2 protein-coding genes are annotated in these 21,156 nt (G+C 76.6%); both read right to left on the minus strand.

Going from position 1 to position 21,156, the window contains the following annotated elements:
- Positions 1 to 26: 26 nt before the first annotated feature.
- On the minus strand, positions 27 to 20,948 hold the full coding sequence (locus BL254_RS28390) for a type I polyketide synthase (RefSeq protein ID WP_076843524.1): 20,922 nt from the start codon (positions 20,946 to 20,948) through the stop codon (positions 27 to 29).
- Positions 20,933 to 21,109, minus strand: a complete 177-nt coding sequence (locus BL254_RS27135) for a hypothetical protein (protein WP_157180475.1) — start codon at positions 21,107 to 21,109, stop codon at positions 20,933 to 20,935. Before BL254_RS27135 ends, BL254_RS28390 begins: the two co-directional genes overlap by 16 nt.
- Positions 21,110 to 21,156 lie beyond the last annotated feature (47 nt).

A 21,156-nucleotide genomic window follows, 5' to 3' on the forward strand; every position in this document is an offset into this window, starting at 1 on the left:
CATGGTGTTGTCAGCCCCTCAAACCGTCAGGGAGTACCGAGTTCGTTGTCGATGAAGGCGAAGATCTCGTCGTCGGACGCGTCGGGGGCCGGCCCCGCGGCACCGTTCCCACCACCGGTGTCGTGCCCGCCGTCGGTGCCGTTCCCGTCGCCGGGAGCACCGAGGTGGGCGCTCCCGTCCGTTGCGGCGAGCGCGTCGAGCAGCTTCCGCAAGCGTGCCGCGACGGCCTTGCGTCCCCCTTGGTCGGACGCGAGCGCCGGTAGCGCCGCCGCCAGCTCGTCCAGGCCGGCGAGCAGTGCCGCCGGGTCCGGGGCCGCCGCGGCGGCGAGCTGGCCGCGGACGTGGGTGGCCAGTTCGCCCACCGTCGGATAGTCGAAGACCAGCGTGGTGGGCAGCTGCAGCCCGGTCGCGTTGGTGAGCCGGTTGCGCAGCTCGACGGCGGTCAGCGAGTCGAACCCCAGGTCGAGCAGCCCACGCCGGTCGTCGAGGCTGGCCGAGGCGTCCAGGCCCAGGACGCCGGTGATCTCGCTGTGGACGAGGGCGCGGACCGCCGTGGTGCGGGCCGGCTCCGTCAGCGCGGCCCAGCGGTCGGCCGGCTGCCCGGCGCCGCCGTTGCGATCGGCCCCGGCGTCCGGCGCGGCCGCGCCCGATGGCAGGCCCGATGACAGGCCCGATGGCAGGCCCGATGGCAGGCCCGGTGCCGTGCCCGCTGCCGGGCGGGACGGCGTGGCGCTCCCGGCGGCGCCGGGGCGGGCCGGTACCAGCCCGCGGACCAGGCCGGCGGAACCCGGCCGGGTGGCCAGCGTCGGCAGGTCCAGCCGGGCGGGGACGAGGAGCGCGTCGTCCGCGCCCAGCGCCAGGTCGAACAGCTCCAGCGCGGACCGGTCGGGCAGCGGCAGGACGCCGGTGCGCGACAGTCGCCGCAGCGCGGCCGGATCCAGGCCGCCGCCCATCCCGTCCCCGTGCGCCCACAGGCCCCAGGCCAGCGAGATCGCCGGCAGGCCGCGGGCCCGCCGGTAGGCGGCGAGCGCGTCGAGGAACGTGTTGCCCGCCGCGTAGTTCGCCTGGCCGGGGTTGCCGACGACGCCGGCGACCGAGGAGAACAGGACGAACAGCGACAGATGACGGTCGGCGGTGGCCTCGTGCAGCGCCCAGGCCGCGTCCACCTTGGGCCGCAGCACCGCGTCGAGCCGCTCGGCGGTCAGCGACGTCACGATCCCGTCGTCGATCACGCCCGCGGCGTGGACCACCCCGGTCAGCGGGCGGTCGGCCGGCAACTCGTCGAGCAGCCGGCGCAGCGCGGCGCCGTCCGCCGCGTCGACGGCCGCGACCGTCACCGTCGCGCCCAGGCCGGTCAGCTCCTCGACGAGGTCCGACACGCCCGGCGCGGCGGATCCCCGCCGGCTCGTCAGCAGCAGCTGGCGCGCCCCGTGCGCGGTGACCAGCCGGCGGGCGATGAGACCGCCGAGGGCACCCGTCGCCCCGGTGACCAGCACCGTCCCGGCCTGAGCCGGGATCGAGGCCGATTCCGGTCCCGATCCCGACACCGGGGTCGAGGCCGGGGCCGCGGCGGCCGGTGGGCGCGGGCCGCCCCGGGTCAGGTGGGGCACGAGCGCCACCGAGCCGCGCAGCGCGAACTGGCTCTCGCCGGTGGCCAGCACCCCGGCCAGCGCCGCCGGGTCCGGGCCGGCGCCCTCGTCCTCGTCGGCATCGATGTCGACGAGGACGAAACGCCCGGGGTGTTCGGCCTGCGCGGTCCGCACCAGCCCCCAGACGGCGGCCGCCGCCGGATCCCGCACCTCCCCGACGTCACCGGCGGGCATCGCCCCCCGGGTCACCACGACGAGCCGGCTGCCGGCGGAACGCTCGTCCGCGAGCCATCGCTGCACCAGGTCCAGCGCCCATCGGGCGTACCGGTGCGCGGTGGCGGCGGTGCCGCCGTCCGCAGCGTTCGCTGTCTCGGGTGCCGCCGGCGCTGGCGCCGCTGTCTCTGCCGCGTCCGGCGTGGCCAGGGCGCGTGGCAGCGGGGCGAGCAGGACCGTCCCGTCCTCGGGCGGAGTCAGCTCGGCGTGCCGCTCGGCGCCGGGCAGGCCCAGGTCGTCGTCGCCCAGCACGGCCCACCGGGTCGGCGTCCCGGCGGGCGGGAACGGCAGCGGGTTCCAGGTCAGCCCGTACAGCGGTGGCCGGCCGCCGGCCGTCACCTGCCCGGYGTCGATCTCCCGGATCCGCAGGGACGCGACCGTGCCGAGGGGACGCCCCTCGGAGTCGGCGATGTCGATCCGGATGTCGTCCGGGGCGGTGCGGGTCAGGGTGGCGCGCAGCGTCGAGTGCCCACCGCTGGGCAGGCTGACCCCGCTCCAGGAGAACGGCACGGTCAGCCGTGCCTGCTCGCCGCTGTCCTCCGCCGTGACGAGCAGCACGTGCAGCAGGGCGTCGAGCAGGGCGGGGTGCGGAGTGAACACGCCCGCGTCCGCCGTCAGCGCGGCCGACGGGAGCGACACCTCCACGTGCAGGTCGTCGCCGGCCCGCCAGGCGGCGGTGAGGCCCTGGAAGGCCGGGCCGTACCGGTAGCCCCGATGCGCGAGCGCGTCGTAGGCGCCGGCCAGGTCGATGGCCCGCGCGCCCGCGGGCGGCCAAGCCGCCGCGCCGGGGGAGCTGTCCGGCGTGCCCTGGCCGTCCGGCGTGCCCTGGCCGTCCGGCGTGGGCTGGTCGTCCGGCGCGAGCTGCGCGGTCAGGTGGCCCCGCGCGTRCCGGCGCCAGGACGTCGCGGCGGTGCCGCCGTCCCCACCGGTCCCGTTGACGGCTCTGTCAGCGGCTCTGTCAGCGGCTCTGCCGCCGCTGCTGTTACCGCTCCCGTCACCGCCCCAGCCGTCGGTTTCGTCGGCGGGACGGGTGTGGATGCTGACCGCCCGGCGTCCCGCCGCGTCCGGCCCGGAAACGGTCAGCCGCAGGTGGCGGCCGCCCTCCTCGGGCAGGACCACCGGCTGTTCCAGGACCAGTTCGGCCAGCTGCCCGGCACCGACCCGCCGGCCGGCGTGCACCGCCAGCTCGACCAGGACGGCGCCGGGGACGACCACGCTGTCGGCCAGGCCGTGGTCGGTCAGCCAGGCCGCCGCGTCGCGGTCCAACCGGCCGGTGAAGATCACGCCGCCGTCGTCCGGCAGCTCGATCTCGGCGGCCAGCAGGGGATGGTCGCTGGAGCGCTGCCCGGCCCCGTCCGGGCCGGTGGGGGGTGGCGGGGGGTCCAGCCAGTAGCGCTGCCGCTGGAACGGGTAGGTGGGCAGCGGCACCGGACGCCTGGCGTCGCCGGCGAACACCGCGCGCCAGTCGACGCCCACACCGGCGACGAAGGCGGCGCCGAGCGCGGCGGCCAGCGTCTCCGGCTCCGGGCGGCCCCGGCGCAGCAGGGGGATCAGCGCGGGGGCCAACCCGTCGGCGTCGGCGAGCACCGCGTCGGCCATGGGGGTGAGCACCGCGTCCGGGCCGATCTCCAGGTAGCGGACCACCCCGCTGCCGTGCAGGGCGCGCACCGCGTCGGCGAAGCGCACCGCATCCCGGGCGTGGCGCACCCAGTACCCGGCGTCACGCAGCTCCTCGCCGCTCGCCGGTGCGCCGGTGAGCGTGGACACCACCGTCAGGCGTGGTTCGTGGTAGCTCAGCGTGGCCGCGTGCTGGCCGAACTCGGTGAGTATCGGCTCCATCAGCGGCGAGTGGAAGGCATGGCTGACCCGCAGCCGGCGGGTCTTCACCCCGCGTTCGGCGAGGACGGCGACGATCGCGTCGACGGCCGGGCCCGCCCCGGAGAGCACCGTCGCCTTCGGCGCGTTGACCGCGGCGATGCCCACCTGTCCGGCCTGCCCGGTCTGCTCAGTCCGTCCGGCCAGTTCGGCCAGCAGCGGGAGCACCTCGTCCTCGTCGGCGGCGACGGCCACCATCACCCCACCGGCCGGCAGTTGCTGCATGAGCCGGCCACGGACGGCGACCAGGGCGGCCGCGTCGGGCAGGGTGAGCACCCCGGCGACGTGGGCGGCGGCGATCTCGCCGATCGAGTGGCCGGCGACCGCGTCCGGGCGCAGCCCGAAGGACTCCAGCAGCCGGAACAGCGCCACCTGGAAGGCGAACAGGGCTGGCTGGGCGTAGCCGGTGGCGTCCAGCGCCGAGGCCAGGCCGCCCTCGCCCTCGGCCGGGGCCGGGGCGAAGACAAGATCGTGCAGGGGGCGGTCGAGATGGGGGTCGAGGTGGGCGGCGGCCTCGTCCCAGGCGGCGGCGAAGACGGGGTGGTGGTCGTGGAGTTCGCGGCCCATGCCGGGGCGTTGGCTGCCCTGGCCGGTGAACAGGAAGGCGGTGCGCCCTGGCAGGGTGGGCTGCCCGCGCCGCACCGTGGGCGTGCTGCGCCCCGCGGCCAGCGCGGCCAGGCCGTCGAGCGCTTCGCGCGGGTCGGCCGCGACCACGGCCGCCCGGTGCGGCAGCACGGCCCGGGCCGTCACCAGCGAGTATCCGACGTCGCGCAGGTCGAGGTCGGGGTGTGCGGTGAGGTGGGCGTGCAGACGGGTGGCCTGGGCGTTCAGGGCGGCGGGGGTGCGGGCGGACAGCAGCAGGGGGACGGCCGGAACGGGCCGCGGCCCGGCCGTGACAGCTGTGCTGGCTGTGCTGGCCGTGCTGGCAGTGACAGCGGTGTCAGCGCCGGTGTCGGTGGTGTGCGCGTGGCTGTCGTCGGTGTCGATGTCGGTGTCGGCCGTCGGGGTGGCGTCAGCCGCGCTGGTGGTGCGTGCGTCCGAAATACCTGAGATACCCGAAGTGATCGAAATACTCGAAGCGTCGGGAGCGTCGATGACGCGGGATGCGTCGCCGGGGGGCGCTTCGAGGATGAGGTGGGCGTTGGTGCCGCTGATCCCGAAGGAGGAGACGGCGGCGCGGTGGGTGGTGGTGGGCCAGGGGGTGGGGGTGGTGGCCAGGGCGAGGGGGGTGGTGTCCCAGTCGAGGTGGGGGGTGGGTGTGGTGCCGGCGGGGACGGTGGCCGGGATGTGGCTGTTACGCAGGGTGTGCGTGGTGGTGATGATGCTGGCGATGCCGGCGGCGGCCTGGGTGTGACCGATGGTGGCTTTGATCGTGGAGAGGAACAGGGGCTGGTCGGCCGGGCGGTGCTGGCCGTAGGTGTTGTGAAGCGCCTGGGCTTCGATGGGGTCGCCGAGGGTGGTGCCGGTGCCGTGGGTTTCGACGAGGTGGATGTCGGCGGGGGTGAGGCCGGCGTCGGCGAGGGCGGTGGTGATCACACGCTGCTGGGCGGGGCCGTTGGGGGCGGTCAGGCCGTTGGAGGCGCCGTCGGAGTTGACGGCGCTGCCGCGGATGACGGCGAGGACGGGGTGGTTGTTGCGCTGGGCGTCGGAGAGCCGTTCCAGGACGATCACGCCCGCGCCCTCGCCCCAGGCGGTGCCGTTGGCGTCGGCGGAGAAGGGTTTGCAGCGGCCGTCGGGGGCGAGGCCGCGTTGGCGGGAGAACTCGATGAAGGTGGCGGGGCTGGCCATGACGGTGGCGCCGCCGGCCAGGGCGAGGGTGATCTCGCCGCGGCGCAGGGCCTGGACGGCGAGGTGGACGGCGACGAGGGAGGAGGAGCAGGCGGTGTCGATGGTCAGGGCGGGGCCCTGCAGGCCGAGGGTGTAGGCGATCCGTCCGGAGGCGACGCTGCCGGCGCTGCCCGTCACCAGGTATCCCTCGAGGGACGCCGGCGCGCTGGGCGCCAGGTGCAGCCGGGCGCCGTAGTCGTCGTACATGACGCCGGCGAAGACGCCGGTGGGGGTGCCGGTGAGGGTGGTGGGGTCGATGCCGGCGTGTTCGAGGGCTTCCCAGGTGGTTTCGAGCAGGAGGCGTTGTTGGGGGTCGATGGCGAGGGCTTCGCGGGGGGAGATGCCGAAGAAGTCGGGGTCGAAGTCGCCGGCGTTGTGGAGGAAGCCGCCGTGGCGGGTGTAGGAGGTGCCGGGGTGGTCGGGGTCGGGGTGGTAGAGGTGGCCCAGGTCCCAGCCGCGGTTGGTGGGGAATTCGGTGATGGCGCTGACCCCGGAGTTGATCAGTTCCCAGAGTTCGGTGGGGGTGGTGACGCCGCCGGGGAACCGGCAGCCCGCTCCCACGATCACGATTGGGTCGTCGTCCGGCGCGGCGGAGGTGCCCGACGTGACGACCGCGGCGACCGTGGCGGCCGTGGCCGCTGTGTCGTCGGCCGCGGACAGGTGGTCACGTAGCAGGTACCCGGTGAGCGCCGTCGGCGTCGGGTAGTCGAAGATCAGCGCTGTCGGCAGGGTCAGCCCGGTCGCGGCGGCCAGCTTGTTGCGCAGCTCGACCGCGGTCAGCGAGTCGAAGCCGAGCTCGTTGAACGTGCGGTCGGCCTCGACGGTCTCCCCGGCCGCGTAGCCGAGCACCGCCGCGACGCCGCGGTGCACCAGGGCGGCCACGGCGTCGGCCCGCTCCTGTGGGGGCAGCGCCAGCAGCCGGTCGCGCGGCGTCTGCCCGGCCGGGTCGCCGCCGGCGTCGGTGCCGGCACCGACGCCGGCGGGCCGTGGCCGGCGGGCGGCCACCAGGCTGCGCAGCGGGGGCGGCACGACCGAGCCCGGCGCGCTCAGCGGCGTCGGATCCAGCCGGGCCGGAACGAGCACCGGATCCCGCGCGCCGAGCGTCGCGTCGAACAGTTCCAGCCCCTCGTCCAGGTCGAGGGGTACGACCCCGGTGCGGGTCAGGCGGGCGAGGTCGGCCCGGCTCAGGTCGGCGCCGAGCCCGGCCTCGCCGCCCCACAGCCCCCAGGCCAGGGAGGTGCCCGGCAGCCCGCGGGCCACCCGGTGGGTGGCGAGGGCGTCGAGGACGGCGTTGGCCGCGGCGTAGTTGGCCTGGCCGGCGGTACCGAGAATCCCGGTCACCGAGGAGAACAGCGAGAAGATCCGCAGGTCCAGCTCCCGGGTGAGCTCGTGCAGGTTCCACGCCGCGTCCACCTTCGGCCGCAGCACCGCGTCCAGCCGCTCGGGGGTGAGCGCCTCGACGATCGCGTCGTCGAGCACCCCGGCGGCGTGCACGACCGCGATCAGGGGATGCTCCGCCGGTATGGCGGCGAGCAGTTCGCGCAGCGCGTCGCGGTCGGCGACGTCGCCGGCGGTGACGGTGACGGCGGCGCCCAGCTCGGTCAGTTCCGTGGCCAGCTCGTCGGCGCCGGCCGCGGCGCGGCCACGCCGGCTGACCAGGAGCAGGTGACGGGCACCGTGCACGGTCACCAGCCGGCGGGCGATCAGCCCGCCGAGCAGGCCGGTGGCACCGGTGACGAGCACCGTGCCGTCGTCGAGCCGGGGTGTCTCGCCCCCCGGCGCCGCCGCCGCCAGCCGGGGGACGTACGCCGTCGTGCCGCGCAGCGCGAGCTGGGGCTCGTCGAGCGGCAGATCGGTGGGTACCGGGCTGACAGCGCCATGCGCTCCGTCCGTGCCAGCCGTGCCAGCCGTGTCAGCCGTGTCAGCCGTGTCAGCCGCGCGGTCCACGTCGAGCAGGACGAACTGGTCGGGATGCTCGGTGGCGGCTGTGCGGACCAGCCCCCAGGCGGCGGCCGCCGCCGGATCGGTCACTTCGTCACCGTCGGAGACGGAGACTGCTCCTTGGGTGACCACGATCAGTCGGGCGTCGGCCGGTCGGCTCTCGGCGTCGGCCAGCCACCGCTGGACGGCGTGCAGCGTCTCGTGGGCGGTGCGCCGGGCCGCGGCGTCCACCTCCACCGGGCCGTCGGGTCCCGTCCCGGCCGGGTCGTGCCGCAGGTCCAGGACGGTCCAGCCGGGAGGCACCTGTGTCGATGCCGGCGCGGTGCCGGGCCACCAGGTCAGCGGCTGCCAGGCCAGCGTGTGCAGCGAGCCGTTGCGACCGCCGCCGGCGGCGGCGATCCGGGCCCGGTCGACTGTCGCGAGGGTCAGCGCCGCCACGGTCAGCAGCGGGTTGTCCGCACTGTCGGTGAGGGTCAGCGTGACCGTGCCGGTGCCGGCCGGGACGATCCGGACCCGCACCGTGCGCGGGAAGGCGCTGGTGTGCAGGCGGACGTCGGACCAGGCGAACGGCACCCGCGTACCGGCGCTGGCACCCTCCGCCGGGAGAGCGGCGTCGAAGGCGAGCGGGTGCAGGGCGGCGTCCAGCAGCGCCGGGTGCGGCAGGAAGCCGGGCGCGGACGTGTCGCCGTCCGGACCCGCGGCCGCCTCGGCGGCCACGTCGGCCACGTCGGCGGCCACGTCGACGGTCACCTCGGCGTAGGCCGCCTCCCCGTCGCGCCACAGCCGGCGCAGCCCCCGGAACGCCGGGCCGTAGCCGTACCCGTGCTCGGCGAGCCGGTCGTACCCGTCGCCGATCGGGATCTCGGTGGCGGTGGCCGGCGGCCAGGGCAGCGGGCCGTCGCCGGCACCCGGCACCGGTGCCGGCGGCACGGGGGTGTCCGCGGCGGCGAGCACCCCGGCGGCATGCCGGGTCCACTGCGGGCGGCCCGTCCGCGGCGGGCTGGAGTGGATCGCCACCGGCCGGTCACCGGCGTCGTTCGGGGCACCCACCGTCACCTGGACGCGCACCGCCTCCCGGTCCGGCAGCACCAGCGGGCTGTGCAGGGTGAGCTCGCGCAGCGCGCCGGAGCCCACCAGCCGGGCGGCGTGCAGGGCCAGTTCGACCACGGCGGCGCCCGGCAGCACCGGGGTGCCGAACAGGGCGTGGTCGGCCAGCCACGGCGTGCTGGCCAGCGACACCGTCCCGGTGAGCACCACGCCGGCGTCATCCGGCAGCTCGACCGCGCCTCCCAGCAGCGGATGCTCGGTGTTCCACAGGCCCAGCCCGTCCGCGTCCGGCCGGGTCGGGGCCGGGTCGAGCCAGTACCGGGCGTGCTGGAAGGCGTATGTCGGCAGCGCGGTCCGGCGGGCGCCGGGCAGCGCCCGCGCCCAGTCCAGGGCGCTGCCGTGCGCGTACAGGCGGGCCAGCGCCACGGTCAGCGTCTCGGCCTCCGGCCGGCCGGAGCGCAGCGACGGCACCAGGGCCGCGGTGGCGGCCCGCTCGCCGTCAAGGCCGTCACGCGCCATCGCGGTCAGCACCGCGTCCGGGCCGACCTCCAGGAAGCTGGAGACGCCCTGACCGTCCAGGTAGCGGACGCCGTCGAGGAAGCGGACGGTGCCGCGCAGCTGGGCGGCCCAGTAGTCCGCCGAGGCGAGCTGCTCGACGCCTGCCGGGCGGCCGGTCACGTTGGAGATGACGGGGATGCGGGGCGCGGTGACGTTCAGGTTGCCGACCACCGCCCGCAGTTCGTCGAGGACGGGGTCCATGTGCGCCGAGTGGAAGGCGTGGCTGACCCGCAGCTGGCGGACCCGACGGCCGCGGGCGCGCCAGCCGGCGGCCACCCGCTGGGCGATGTCGGCCGATCCGGAGATCACGACCGCGGTCGGGCCGTTGACGGCGGCGATGTCCACCGTCCCGGTGGCGTCGGTCGAGGAGCCAGCCGAGGTGCCGGCCCGGGTGGCGGCCAGAGCTTCGGCCAGGCTGGCGGTGACCTCCTCCTCCGTCGCCTCGATGGCGATCATCGCTCCGCCCGCCGGCGCGGCCTGCATCAGCCTGGCGCGGGTCGCCACCAGCGTGGCGGCGTCGCTGAGGGTCAGCGCCCCGGCCACGTGGGCGGCGGCGATCTCCCCGATGGAGTGGCCGGCGACGAAGTCGGGCCGCAGCCCACGGTGCTCGACCAACCGGAACAGCGCCACCTCCAGCGCGAACAGCGCCGGCTGGGTGTAGGCGGTCTGGTCGATCAGCGCCGCGGCGTCGCTGCCCGGCGCGGCGAACAGGATCTCCCGCAGCGGGTGGTCGAGCAGCGGGTCGAACTCAGCGATGATCTCGTCGAGCGCCGCCCGGAACACCGGCTCGGCGCGGTGGAGCTCCGCCCCGGCGCCGGGCCGCTGCGCGCCCTGGCCGGTGAACAGGACGGCGGTGCGGACCCCCCGGGCCGCGGTCTCCCGGGCGGCCAGGTTCTCCTCGCCGCGTTCCACCGCGGCCAGCCCGGCCAGCAGCGTCGCCGTGTCCCGGCCGGCGACGACGGCGGCCCGCCCGAGGCGGGCGCGGGCGGTGGCCAGCGAGAACGCGATGTCGCGGATGTCCGGCGCGGGCTGTTCGGCGACGAACCGGCGCAGCGCCCCGGCCTGGGCGCGCAGCGCCGCGTCGTCGTGCCCGGACACCACCCAGGCCACCGGCGCCGTCTCGCCCGAGGCGGTGCCAGCGCTGTCGACGGTGCCGGTGCCGTCAGCGGCAGTGCTGTCGGCGGTGTCGGCGGTGTCGGCGTCGGTGGTGTCCACGTCCGTCCCGGCGGCCGGGGCGACGGTGATCACCGCCTCGGCGCTGTCCGCGGCGGTGGGCTGCTCCAGGATGACGTGGGCGTTGGTACCGCTGATCCCGAACGACGACACCGCGGCCCGCCGGGGGCGTCCCGGCCCGTCCGGCCAGGTCACCGGTTCGGTGAGCAGCCGGACCGCCCCGGCCGACCAGTCCACGTGCTCGCTCGGCGCGTCGACGTGCAGCGTGCGGGGCAGTGCGCCGTGCCGCATCGCCTCGATCATCTTGATCACGCCGCCGACCCCGGACGCGGCCTGGGAGTGCCCGATGTTCGACTTCAGCGAGCCCAGCCAGCAGGGCTGGTCCGCCGGCCGCCGCTGGCCGTAGGTGGCCAGCAGCGCCTGGGCCTCGATCGGGTCACCCAGCCGGGTGCCGGTGCCGTGCCCTTCGACCGCGTCGACGTCGGCGGTGGTGAGCCCGGAGCTGGCCAGCGCCGCGCGGATGACCCGTTCCTGCGCCGGCCCGTTCGGGGCGGTCAGGCCGTTGCTGGCGCCGTCGGAGTTCACCGCCGAGCCGCGCAGCACCGCCAGCACCGGGTGGCCCGCCCGCCGGGCGTCGGACAGCCGCTCGACGAGGAGCAGGCCGGCCCCCTCGCTCCAGCCGGTGCCGTCGGCGCCGGTCGCGTACGACCGGCACCGGCCGTCCGGGGACAGGCCGCGCTGCCGGCTGAACTCGATGAACGTGCCCGGCGAGGCCATCACGGTGACGCCGCCGGCCAGGGCCAGGTCGCACTCCCCGGCCCGTATCGCCGCCGCGGCCAGGTGCAGCGCCACCAGCGACGAGGAGCAGGCGGTGTCGACGGTGACCGCGGGCCCCTCCAGCCCGTAGACGTAGGCCAGCCGGCCCGACACCACGCTGGAGGTGTTCCCRGTCAGCAGGTAGCCTTCGACGTTCTCCGGGGTGGCGGGCAGCCGGCTGGCGTAGTCGTCGTACATCACGCCGGCGAACACGCCGGTGCGGGAGCCGCGCAGCGCCGTCGGATCCAGGCCGGCGCGCTCGAAGGCCTCCCAGGCGACCTCCAGCAGCAGCCGCTGCTGCGGGTCGGTGGCCAGAGCCTCCCGTGGGGAGATACCGAACAGGTCGCGGTCGAACTGGTCGGCGTCGTGCAGGAACCCGCCGTGACGGGTGTAGGTCCGGCCCGGGATGTCGGGATCCGGGTCGTAGAGGGCGTCGACGTCCCAGCCGCGGTTGGTGGGGAAGTCGCTGATCGCGTCGGTGTCGGTGGCGACCAGCCGCCACAGGTCCTCCGGGGAACGCACCCCGCCGGGGTAGCGGCAGGCCGCGGCCACGATCGCTATCGGGTCGTCGACGTCCGCGGCCGTCGCGGTGGCCCGGCGGGCCGGTGAGGCCGCCGGCTGGCCGGCCGTGGCCGGCGAGGGCGCGAGCTGGGCGAGCAGGAAGCGGGCGAGCGCCGCCGGGGAGGGGTGGTCGAACACGGCGGTGGCCGGCAGCCGCAGGCCGGTGGCGGTGCCCAGCCGGTTGCGCAGTTCGACCCCGGCGAGGGAGTCGAAGCCCAGGTCACGGAAGGACCGCTGCGGGTCCAGCGGCGTACCCGGCGGATGGCCGAGGACGGCCGTCGCGGTCGCGTTCACCAGGTCGAGGACGACGCGCTCGCGCTCGTCGGGGTCGGTCGCGGCGGCCAGCTCCGGCCAGGAGCCGCCCGCCCCGCCCGCCGCGCCGGGCCGGGCCGCCGCGGCAGCGGCGGAGACGGGGGTGGGGACGAGGTCGCGCAGGACCGTCGGCGCCTCGCCCTCGATCGTCGCCGGGGTGAGCCGGGCCGGGACGAGCAGCCCGCCGCCGTGCGCGACCGCCGCGTCCAGCAGGTGCACGCCCAGGTCGGCGGGCAGCGGCGCGACGCCGCGCCGCCGCCAGCGCAGCACGTCGGCGTCGGTGAGCCCGACGGCCATGCCGCCCGCGGCCGCGTCCCACAGCCCCCAGGCCAGGGCGGTGGCGGGACGCCCGTCGGCGCGCAGCGCCTGCGCGAGCGCGTCGAGGAACGTGTTCGCGGCGGCGTAGTTGGCCTGCCCGGCGGTGCCCAGCAGCCCGGAGATGGACGAGAAGAGCACGAACGCGGTGAGCGGGATGTCGCGGGTCAGCTCGTGCAGGTTCCAGGCACCGTCGATCTTGGGACGGAGGACCGCGTCCAGCGCCTGGGGGGTCAGACCGGTGACGGTGGCGTCGTCGAGGACGCCGGCCGCGTGGATGACGGCGGTCAGCGGATGCTCCGCCGGCACGTCCGCCAGCGCCGCCGCGAGCGCGGCGCGGTCGGCGGTGTCCGCCGCGGCGACGGTCACCGTAGCGCCGCGCTCGGTGAGGTCGGCCACCAGCTGGCCCACTCCGGGGGTGTCGGCGCCGCGGCGGCCGACCAGCAGCAGCCGGCGGGCACCGCCGGTGACGAGATGCCGGGCGACCAGGGCGCCCAGCCCGCTGGTCCCGCCGGTGATCAGTATTGTGCCGGCCGCGTCCCACACCGGCTCGGCGGGGCCGGGGACGGCTTCCGCCCGGGAGATCCGCGGGACGTACGCCGTCCCGTCCCGCAGCGCCACCTGCTCCGGCCCGCCCGGGGTGAGCCCGGTGAGCGCGGCCGTCCACCACCTGGCGGGACCGTCCGTTGCCGTTGCCGGCTGGTCCGCCGGGGCGGTGGCCGCGGTGGGCCCGGCGGGCTCGGCGGGCACCGCGGGCTCGTCGATGTCGACGAGCCCGAACCGGCCCGGATGCTCGGTCTGCGCGGTGCGTACCAGCCCCCACACGGCGGCGTTGACGAGGTCGGTCACCACGTCGCCCGGGCGGGCGGCGACCGCGCCCCGGGTGACGAACACCAGCCGCCGGGTGCCGTCCGGGTCGGCGGTGAGCCAGTCGCGGACCAGCCGCAGCGCCCGCGTCGCGGCTCCGCGCGCCGCCGCCGGCAGGTCCGCGCCGGGCTCGGCCGGCGGTACCGGCGGCACGACGACGTCCCCCTCGCCGGGGAACGCCACCTCGGCCGCCGCGGCCAGGTCGTCGGGAGACGCCAGGCCGTCGAGCAGGGCGAAGCGCGGCGTGTCCGTGTCCGTGTCGGCCGAGCCAGCGGCGTCCGCCGTGTCCGCGGAGCCGGCTGAGGAGGCGGCGCCGAGGCTGGCACCGGCGCCGGGGAGGTCCGCTGTACGCCAGGTCAGCGTGTGCAGCGCGGAGGCCGGGTCGAGCCCGGACCGGCCGAGCCGCTGCCGGGACACCGGGCGCAGCACGACCGAGGCGATCTCGCCGACGGGCGCGCCGTCCTGGTCGAACAGCGCGAGCGCGAACGCGTCCGGCCGGATCCGCGTTGCCGTCACGCGGAGCACATTCGGTGCCACGGCGGGCAGCCGGGCTCCGCTCCAGGAGAAGGGCAGGGCGATATCGCTGCCCACCTGCTGTGGCGCGAGCTCGAGCACCAGCGGGTGCAGGGCCGCGTCGAGCAGCGCCGGGTGGACACCGAACCCGTCGCTGTCCGCCGTCGCCGCATCGGGCAGCGCGACCTCGAAGCGCAGCGTGTCCCCGTCCCGCGCCAGCCGGCGCAGGCCGGTGAACGCCGGCCCGTACTCGTAGCCGTGCTCGGCGAGGCGCCGGTAGGCGGCGTCCAGCACCGCGCCGTCCGGCTCCGGCCAGTCCGCCCCGGCAGGGGGCGTCGTAGCGGACAGGCTGTCGTCCGCTACGACGGCGGTGAGCACTCCGGAGGCGTGCCGGGTCCAGGCGGAGGCACCGGCCGGCGCCGGCCCGGTGCCGGTGGCGCCGTCCGCGCCGGCGCTGCCGCCGGCACCGGTGGACGGCGTGGGGCCGTCCACCCGGGCGTGGATGTCGACGGGGCGGCGGCCGGCCGAGTCCGGACGGCCGACGACGACCTGCAGGCGCACGGCGGCGTCGGCCGGCAGCGCGAGCGGCTCCTCCAGGGCCAGGTCGGCCACGACGGGGTGGCCCACCCGGGCGCCCGCGGCCAGGGCCAGGTCGAGCAGGGCGGTCCCGGGCAGCAGTACCCGGCCGTCGATGACGTGGTCGGCCAGCCACGGCCGGGCCGCGCGCGAGACCCGGCCGGAGAACACCGCCTCGTCCCGGTCCGCGAGGTCGAGGCGCAGGTCGAGCAGCGGGTGCCCGGCCGCGTCCGGGCCGGCTGTCGCGGTGGGGGCGGTCAGCCAGTACCGCTGCCGGGTGAACGGGTAGGTCGGCAGGTCGACCCGGCGGGCGCCGGGGAAAACCGCCCGCCAGTCCGGCGCGGTTCCGTTCGCCCACAGCGTGCCCAGGGCGGCGGTGACCGTCGCGTCCGCCGGACGGTCGGGGCGCAGCAGCGGGACGGCCACGGCGTCGGCGGCCGTGGCGCTGATGGCCTGCCGGGCGGCGGCGGTCAGCGTCGCGTCCGGCCCCAGCTCCAGGTAGGTTCGCACGCCGCGGGCGTCGAGGTCGCGGACGGCGTCGTGGAAGCGCACGGTGCCGCGCAGCTGGGCGACCCAGTAGTCCGGCGAGGTGAGCTCCTCGTCGGTGGCGAGGGTGCCGGTGGCGGTGGAGACGATCGGGATACGCGGCGGGTGGAAGCTCAGAGCGGCGGCGACGGCGCGGAACTCGGCCAGGACCGGGTCCATGTGCCCCGAGTGGAAGGCGTGGCTGACCCGTAGCCGGCCGGTCCGCCGGCCCTGTTCCCGCCAGTGCGCGGCGACCCGTTCGACCGCGTCGGCGTCACCGGAGACGACGACGGCGTTCGGCCCGTTCACGGCGGCCAGGTCGACGACCGCCCTGGCGCCGGTCCCGGCGTCACGGCCAGGGTCCGAGCTGGCGTCCGAGCTGGCGTCCGGGTCGGCGGCAGCGTCGGTGTCCGACCTGGTGGCACCGTCAGCGTCCGACCTGGTGGCATGTTCGGCGTCCAGTTCGGCGCGCAGGGCTGCGATGCTGTCGCGCACCTCCCGCTCGGTCGCGGCGATAGCGATCATCACACCACCCGGCTGGCCGGACTGCATCAGCCGGCCCCGGGCGACGACCAGCGTCGCGGCGTCGGGCAGGGACAGCACACCGGCGACGTGGGCGGCGGCCAGCTCCCCGATGGAGTGCCCGACGAGCAGGTCGGGCCGCAGCCCCAGCCCTTCGGCGAGCCGGAACAGCGCCACCTCCAGCGCGAACAGCGCCGGCTGGGTGTAGGCGGTCCGGTTCAGCAGTGCTGCTTCCGGGGTGTCGGGGGCCGCGAGGATCAGCTCCGCCAGCGGCCGGTCGAGATGCCGGTCGAGCGCGGCGAGGACCTCGGCCAGCGCGTCGGCGAAGACCGGTGAGCGCTCCCACAGCTCCCGGCCCATGCCGGGACGCTGGGAGCCCTGGCCGGCGAAGAGGAACGCGGTCGGGCCGGTGGCGTCGGGGACCCGGCCACGGATCACCCCCGCGTCGGCGCTGTCGCGGGCGAGCGCGTCGAGGCCGGCGAGCAGCGTTGCGCGGTCGGCGCCCGGCACCGCGGCGCGCACCGGCAGGCCGGCCCGGGAGGTGGCCAACGAGAAGGCGATGTCGTCGACCGGTGTCGCCGGGTTCGCCGTGGCGAAGGCGTGCAGGCTGCGGGCCTGCGCCCGCAGCCCGGCCTCGTCACGGGCCGACAGCGGCCACAGCGACGGGGACGGGGTGGCCGGGCCGCGGGTGTCCGTGACCCCGTCCGGGGCCGCGTCTGTGGCCGCGTCCGGGGCCGGTTGGCCCGACTCGGCAGCGGCGGCCGGGGGCTGGCCTAGCACCGGCGCGGGCACCGGTTCGGGGGCACCCGGCGCCTCCTCGATGATGACGTGCGCGTTGGTGCCGCTGATCCCGAAGGACGACACCGCCGCCCGGCGCGGCTCGGCGCCGGCCGGCCAGGCGACCGGCTCCGTCAGCAGCCGTACGTCACCCGACGACCAGTCCACGTGCGGGGACGGGGCGTCCACGTGCAGGGTGCGCGGCAGCTCACCGCGCCGGAGCGCACCGATCACCTTGATCACGCCGCCGATGCCGGCCGCCGCCTGGGTGTGCCCGATGTTCGACTTCAGCGAGCCCAGCAGCAGTGGCCCGCGCTCCCCCCGGTCCCGGCCGTAGGTCGCGAGGATCGCCCCGGCCTCGATCGGGTCGCCGAGGGTCGTCCCGGTGCCGTGTGCCTCGACCGCGTCGACCTGGGACGGGGTGAGGCCCGCGCCGGCGAGCGCGGTCCGGATCACCCGTTCCTGCGCCGGCCCGCTGGGGGCGGTCAGCCCGTTGCTCGCCCCGTCCGAGTTCACCGCCGACCCCCGCAGGACGGCGAGCACCGGGTGGCCGAGCCGGGTCGCGTCGGAGAGGCGTTCGAGCACCACGATGCCGACGCCCTCGGCCCAGCCGGTGCCGTCGGCCGCGGCGGCGAACGCCTTGCAGCGCCCGTCGGCGGCCAGCCCCCGCTGGCGGCTGAACTCGACGAACATCCCCGGGGTGGACATCACCGCCACCCCGCCGGCCAGCGCCAGCGAGCACTCGCCCAGCCGTAGCGCTCCCGCGGCCAGGTGCAGCGCGACAAGCGACGACGAGCAGGCGGTGTCGACGGTCACCGCGGGGCCTTCCAGGCCCAGGGTGTAGGCGACCCGGCCGGAGATCACGCTGGTGGCCCCGCCGGTGAGCAGGTAGCCGGCGGAGCCGTCCGCCGGCTGGTGCAGGCGCGGCCCGTAGTCCACGGGGGAGGCGCCGACGAACACGCCGGTGCGGCTGCCACGCAGCGAGACCGGGTCGATGCCGGCGCGTTCCACCGCCTCCCAGGACGTTTCCAGTACCAGCCGCTGCTGTGGGTCCATGGCGGCGGCCTCGCGTGGCCCGACGCCGAAGAAGGCGGCGTCGAACCGGTCGGCGTCGGCCAGGAAGCCACCGGCGCGCACGTAGGAGCTGCCCGGCTGGTCGGGGTCGGGGCCGAACAGGGCGGCGAGGTCCCAGCCCCGGTCGGTCGGGAAGCCGGAGATGGCGTCGGTGCCGGCCGTCACGAGGTCCCAGAGGTCCTCCGGCGTGGCGACCGCGCCCGGATAGCGGCAGCCGATGCCCACGATCGCGATCGGTTCGTCCGCGGGCCCGGGTTCGCCCGGCCCGTCGGTGGGCGGCGTCGCCGTGCCGGTGGCACCGGTGGCGCTGTCGCCGGCGAGCGCGTCGGAGAGATGGCGGGCCAGCGCCGCCGGGGTCGCGTGGTTGAAGGTGACGGCGCTGTCCAGCCGCAGCCCGGTCGCCGCGGCCAGCCGGTCGCGCAGTTCGACGGCGCCGAGCGAGTCGAAGCCGAGCTCCCGGAAGGTGTGGCGCGCGTCGATCTCGTCCGTCCCGACGTGGCCGAGCACCAGGGCGACGGTGGTACGGACCAGGTCGAGCAGGCGCCGTTCCCGCTCGGCGCCGGCGAGCCCGGCCAGCCGGGCGGCCCGGTCGGCGGCCGGCGTCGCCGTGGTCCCGCCGACGCCGGTGGTGACGTCCGCGGCGCTCCCGGCGTCCGTGCCGTGCGTGGCCGCCGCGGCGGTGATGCCGGCCACGGGCGCCTCGACGGTCGGCCCGGTGGGGGGCCCGGCAGCGGACACAGTGGTGGGCCCGGCGGTGGGCGTGCTGATCCAGTGCCGGCGCCGCTGGAAGGGGTAGGTCGGCAGCTCCACCCGCCTGGCCGGGTGGCCGCGCCGGCCGGCCACCGCCGGCCAGTCCACCGCGGTGCCGGCGGTGAAGACGGTCGCCACCGCGGTCACCAGCGACTCCGGCTCACCGCGGCCCCGGCGCAGGGCAGCGGCCAGTACCGGCTCGTCCGCCGGCCCGTCCGCGGCGTCCCGCAGCACCTCGCGGGTGAGTGCGGTGAGGGCGGCGCCGGGACCCAGCTCCAGGAACGTGGTCACGCCCTCGGCGGCGAGGGCGCGGATGCCGTCGCCGAACCGGACCGGCTGCCGGACGTGGTCGACCCAGTAACCGGCCGTGGTCAGGTCACCGGAGCCGGCCAGCCTGCCTGCGACGTTGGAGATCACTGGCAGGGTGGGCTCCGCGAACGTCAGCTCGGAGGCGACCTGCCGGAACGCCGGCAGCATCGGTTCCATCAGCGGCGAGTGGAACGCGTGGCTGACGGTGAGCCTGCTGGTACGCCGGCCCTGGGCCCGGAAGTGCTCCGCGATCGCGGTGACGGCGTCCTGCTCGCCGGAGACGACCACCGCGCGGGGGCCGTTGAGGGCGCCGAAGCCGACCGTCCCGGACAGCAGCGGCGCGACCTCCTCCTCGGAGGCCTCCACCGCGACCATGGCGCCGCCGGGCGGCAGATCCCGCATCAGCGTGCCGCGCGCCACCACCAGGGCGGCCGCGTCGGGCAGCGACAGCACCCCGGCGACGTGTGCCGCGGCGAGCTCGCCCACCGAGTGCCCGGCCAGCAGGTCCGGGCGGATCCCCCAGCTCTCGACCAGCCGGTACAGCGCGACCTCGATCGCGAACAGCGCCGGCTGGGTGTACGCGGTGACGGCGAGCGTCTCCGCCGGGCCGTCGAACACCAGCTCGCCCAGGGGACGGTCCAGGTGCCGGTCCAGGTGCGCGACCACCTCGTCGAAGGCGGCGGCGAAGGCGGGGAACGCGGCGTGCAGCCCTCGGCCCATGCCCGGGTACTGGCTGCCCTGCCCGGAGAACAGCACGGCCAGCTTTGCCGGCCCGCCGTCGGCGGTACGCCGGATCCGGCCGCGGATCACGCCTGCGGCCGGCTGGTTGTCCGCGAGCGCGCGCAGGCCGGCCCGCAGTGCGCCGCCGGTGCGCCCGATGACGACCGCGCGTTCCTCGAACGCCGTCCTGGTGGTCGCCAGCGCCACGGCCACGTCCACCGGATCCACCGTGCCCGCTGGATTGCCCGCTGGATTGCCCACTGGATTGCCCACCGGATTGCCCACCGGATTGCCCGCTGGATCCGTGCCCGCCGGCTCCGCAGGGGCATCCGCTGACTCCGCCGGACCGGGCTGCTCCGGGCGCGCGCTGTCGGGGCCGGCGTCGTCACCGCGCTGGTCGTCGACAGGCTGGTCCTCGGCGAGCTGGTCGGCAAGCTGGTCCGCGAGGCGCCCGGCGGCGGCGCGCAGGGCGTCCGTGCCCCGGGCGGAGACCACCCAGGGCACCACGGCGGAAACCGGCCGCGACACCACGGCCGGTTCTGAGGCGGTGTCCGTTTCCGCGGTGTCCGTTTCCGCAGTGGCGGCTTCCGCAGTGGCGGCCGGCTGTGAGGAGATAGCCGGTTGTGAGATGACGGTCGGTGGTGAGCTGACAGAGGGTGAGCTGCCAGAGCCGGCCGGACGGGCGGTCGGACGCCGCCCGGGCGCCGTCTCGGCGGGGTGGCCCGTTGCCGCAGGCGGCGCGGACACCACGACGTGGCAGTTCGTCCCGCCCATGCCGAAGGAGCTGACACCGGCGAGCGCCGGTCTGTCCCCGGCGGCCCGCGGCCACTCGGTCAGGGCGGTCTGCACCCGCAGGTTCAGCTCGTCGAGTGGGATGCGCGGATTCGGCCGGACGAAGTTCAGGTTCGGCGGGATCTCGCCGTGGCGCAGGCTCAGCGCCACCTTGAGCAGCCCGACGATGCCGGCGGCACCCTCGAGGTGGCCGACGTTCGTCTTGGCCGAGCCGACCAGCAGCGGCGAGCCGGCGGGCCGGCCGCGGCCGAGCACAGCGGCGAGGGCCGCCGCCTCGATCGGGTCACCCGCCGCCGTGCCGGTGCCGTGCAGCTCCACGTAGTCGACCGTGCGGGGGTCGACGCCGGCCTGCCGGTACGCCTCGCGCAGCGTCTCCGTCTGCCCCTTCAGCCCGGGGACCGTCAGACCCTCGGTGGCCCCGTCGTTGACGACGGCGCCGCCGCGGATGACGCAGTAGATCGGGTTGCCGGCCGCGAGCGCGCTGCGCAGCGGGCGCAGCACGACCACCCCGCCGCCCTCGCCGCGGACGTAGCCGTTGGCCCGCTCGTCGAAGGTGTAGGACCGGCCGTCCGGTGACAGCGCGCCGAAGCGCCAGGCGGCCAGGGTGCCCTCGGCGGTCAGGGCGAGGTTCACCCCGCCGGCCAGGGCGAGGTCGCTCTCGCCGCGGCGCAGGCTCTCCACGGCCAGGTGCACGGCGACTAGCGCGGACGACTGCGCCGAGTCGACCACCAGGCTCGGCCCGTGCAGGCCCAGCAGGTAGGACAGGTGGTTGGCGATGACGCCCCGGTTGATTCCGGTGATGCTGTGCCGGTTGAGAGCACCCGGCCCGCCGCGGTCCACCAGCGCCGCGTAGTCGTTCCAGGTGGCGCCGATGAACACCCCGGCACGGCTGCCGGCGAGCTGGCCTGGCACGATCCCGGCGTCCTCCAGCGCCTCCCAGCCGAGTTCCAGCGTCAGCCGCTGCTGCGGGTCCATCGCGGCGGCCTGGGCCGGGGAGAGCTCGAAGAAGGGCGCGTCGAAGGYGTCCACCCGGTCGAGGAAGCCACCGCGGCGGGGCATCCCGTCGAAGGCGGGGTCGGCCGGGATGGTCCACCGGCCGTCCGGGACGTCGGTGATCGCGTCCCGGCCCTCGCGCAGCAGCCGCCACAGCGCCGCGGGGTCGGGTGCCTGCGGCAGCCGACAGGCCAGGCCGACGACGGCGATGTCGTCCACGATGCCGTTCACGGCGCCGTCCACAGGGGCACCTCCGAGGTCACCCGCGGGGGCGTTCCGGCTGACGGAGCCGGTCTCGGCGGGGACGGCGGGGGGACGCCGGTGTCGAGGCCGGCGCCGTCGGCGGCGCCGTTGGGGGCACCCGTGGGAACGGGGCGGATCTGCTGGCGGTGCTCGGTACTCATCGGTGGGATCGCCTCTTGGATCGGTGGGATCGCCTCTTGAAGGGTGG

Origin of the sequence: Protofrankia sp. BMG5.30, assembly GCF_001983005.1 — a bacterium.
In the GTDB taxonomy this organism is placed as follows: Bacteria; Actinomycetota; Actinomycetes; order Frankiales; family Frankiaceae; genus Protofrankia; species Protofrankia coriariae.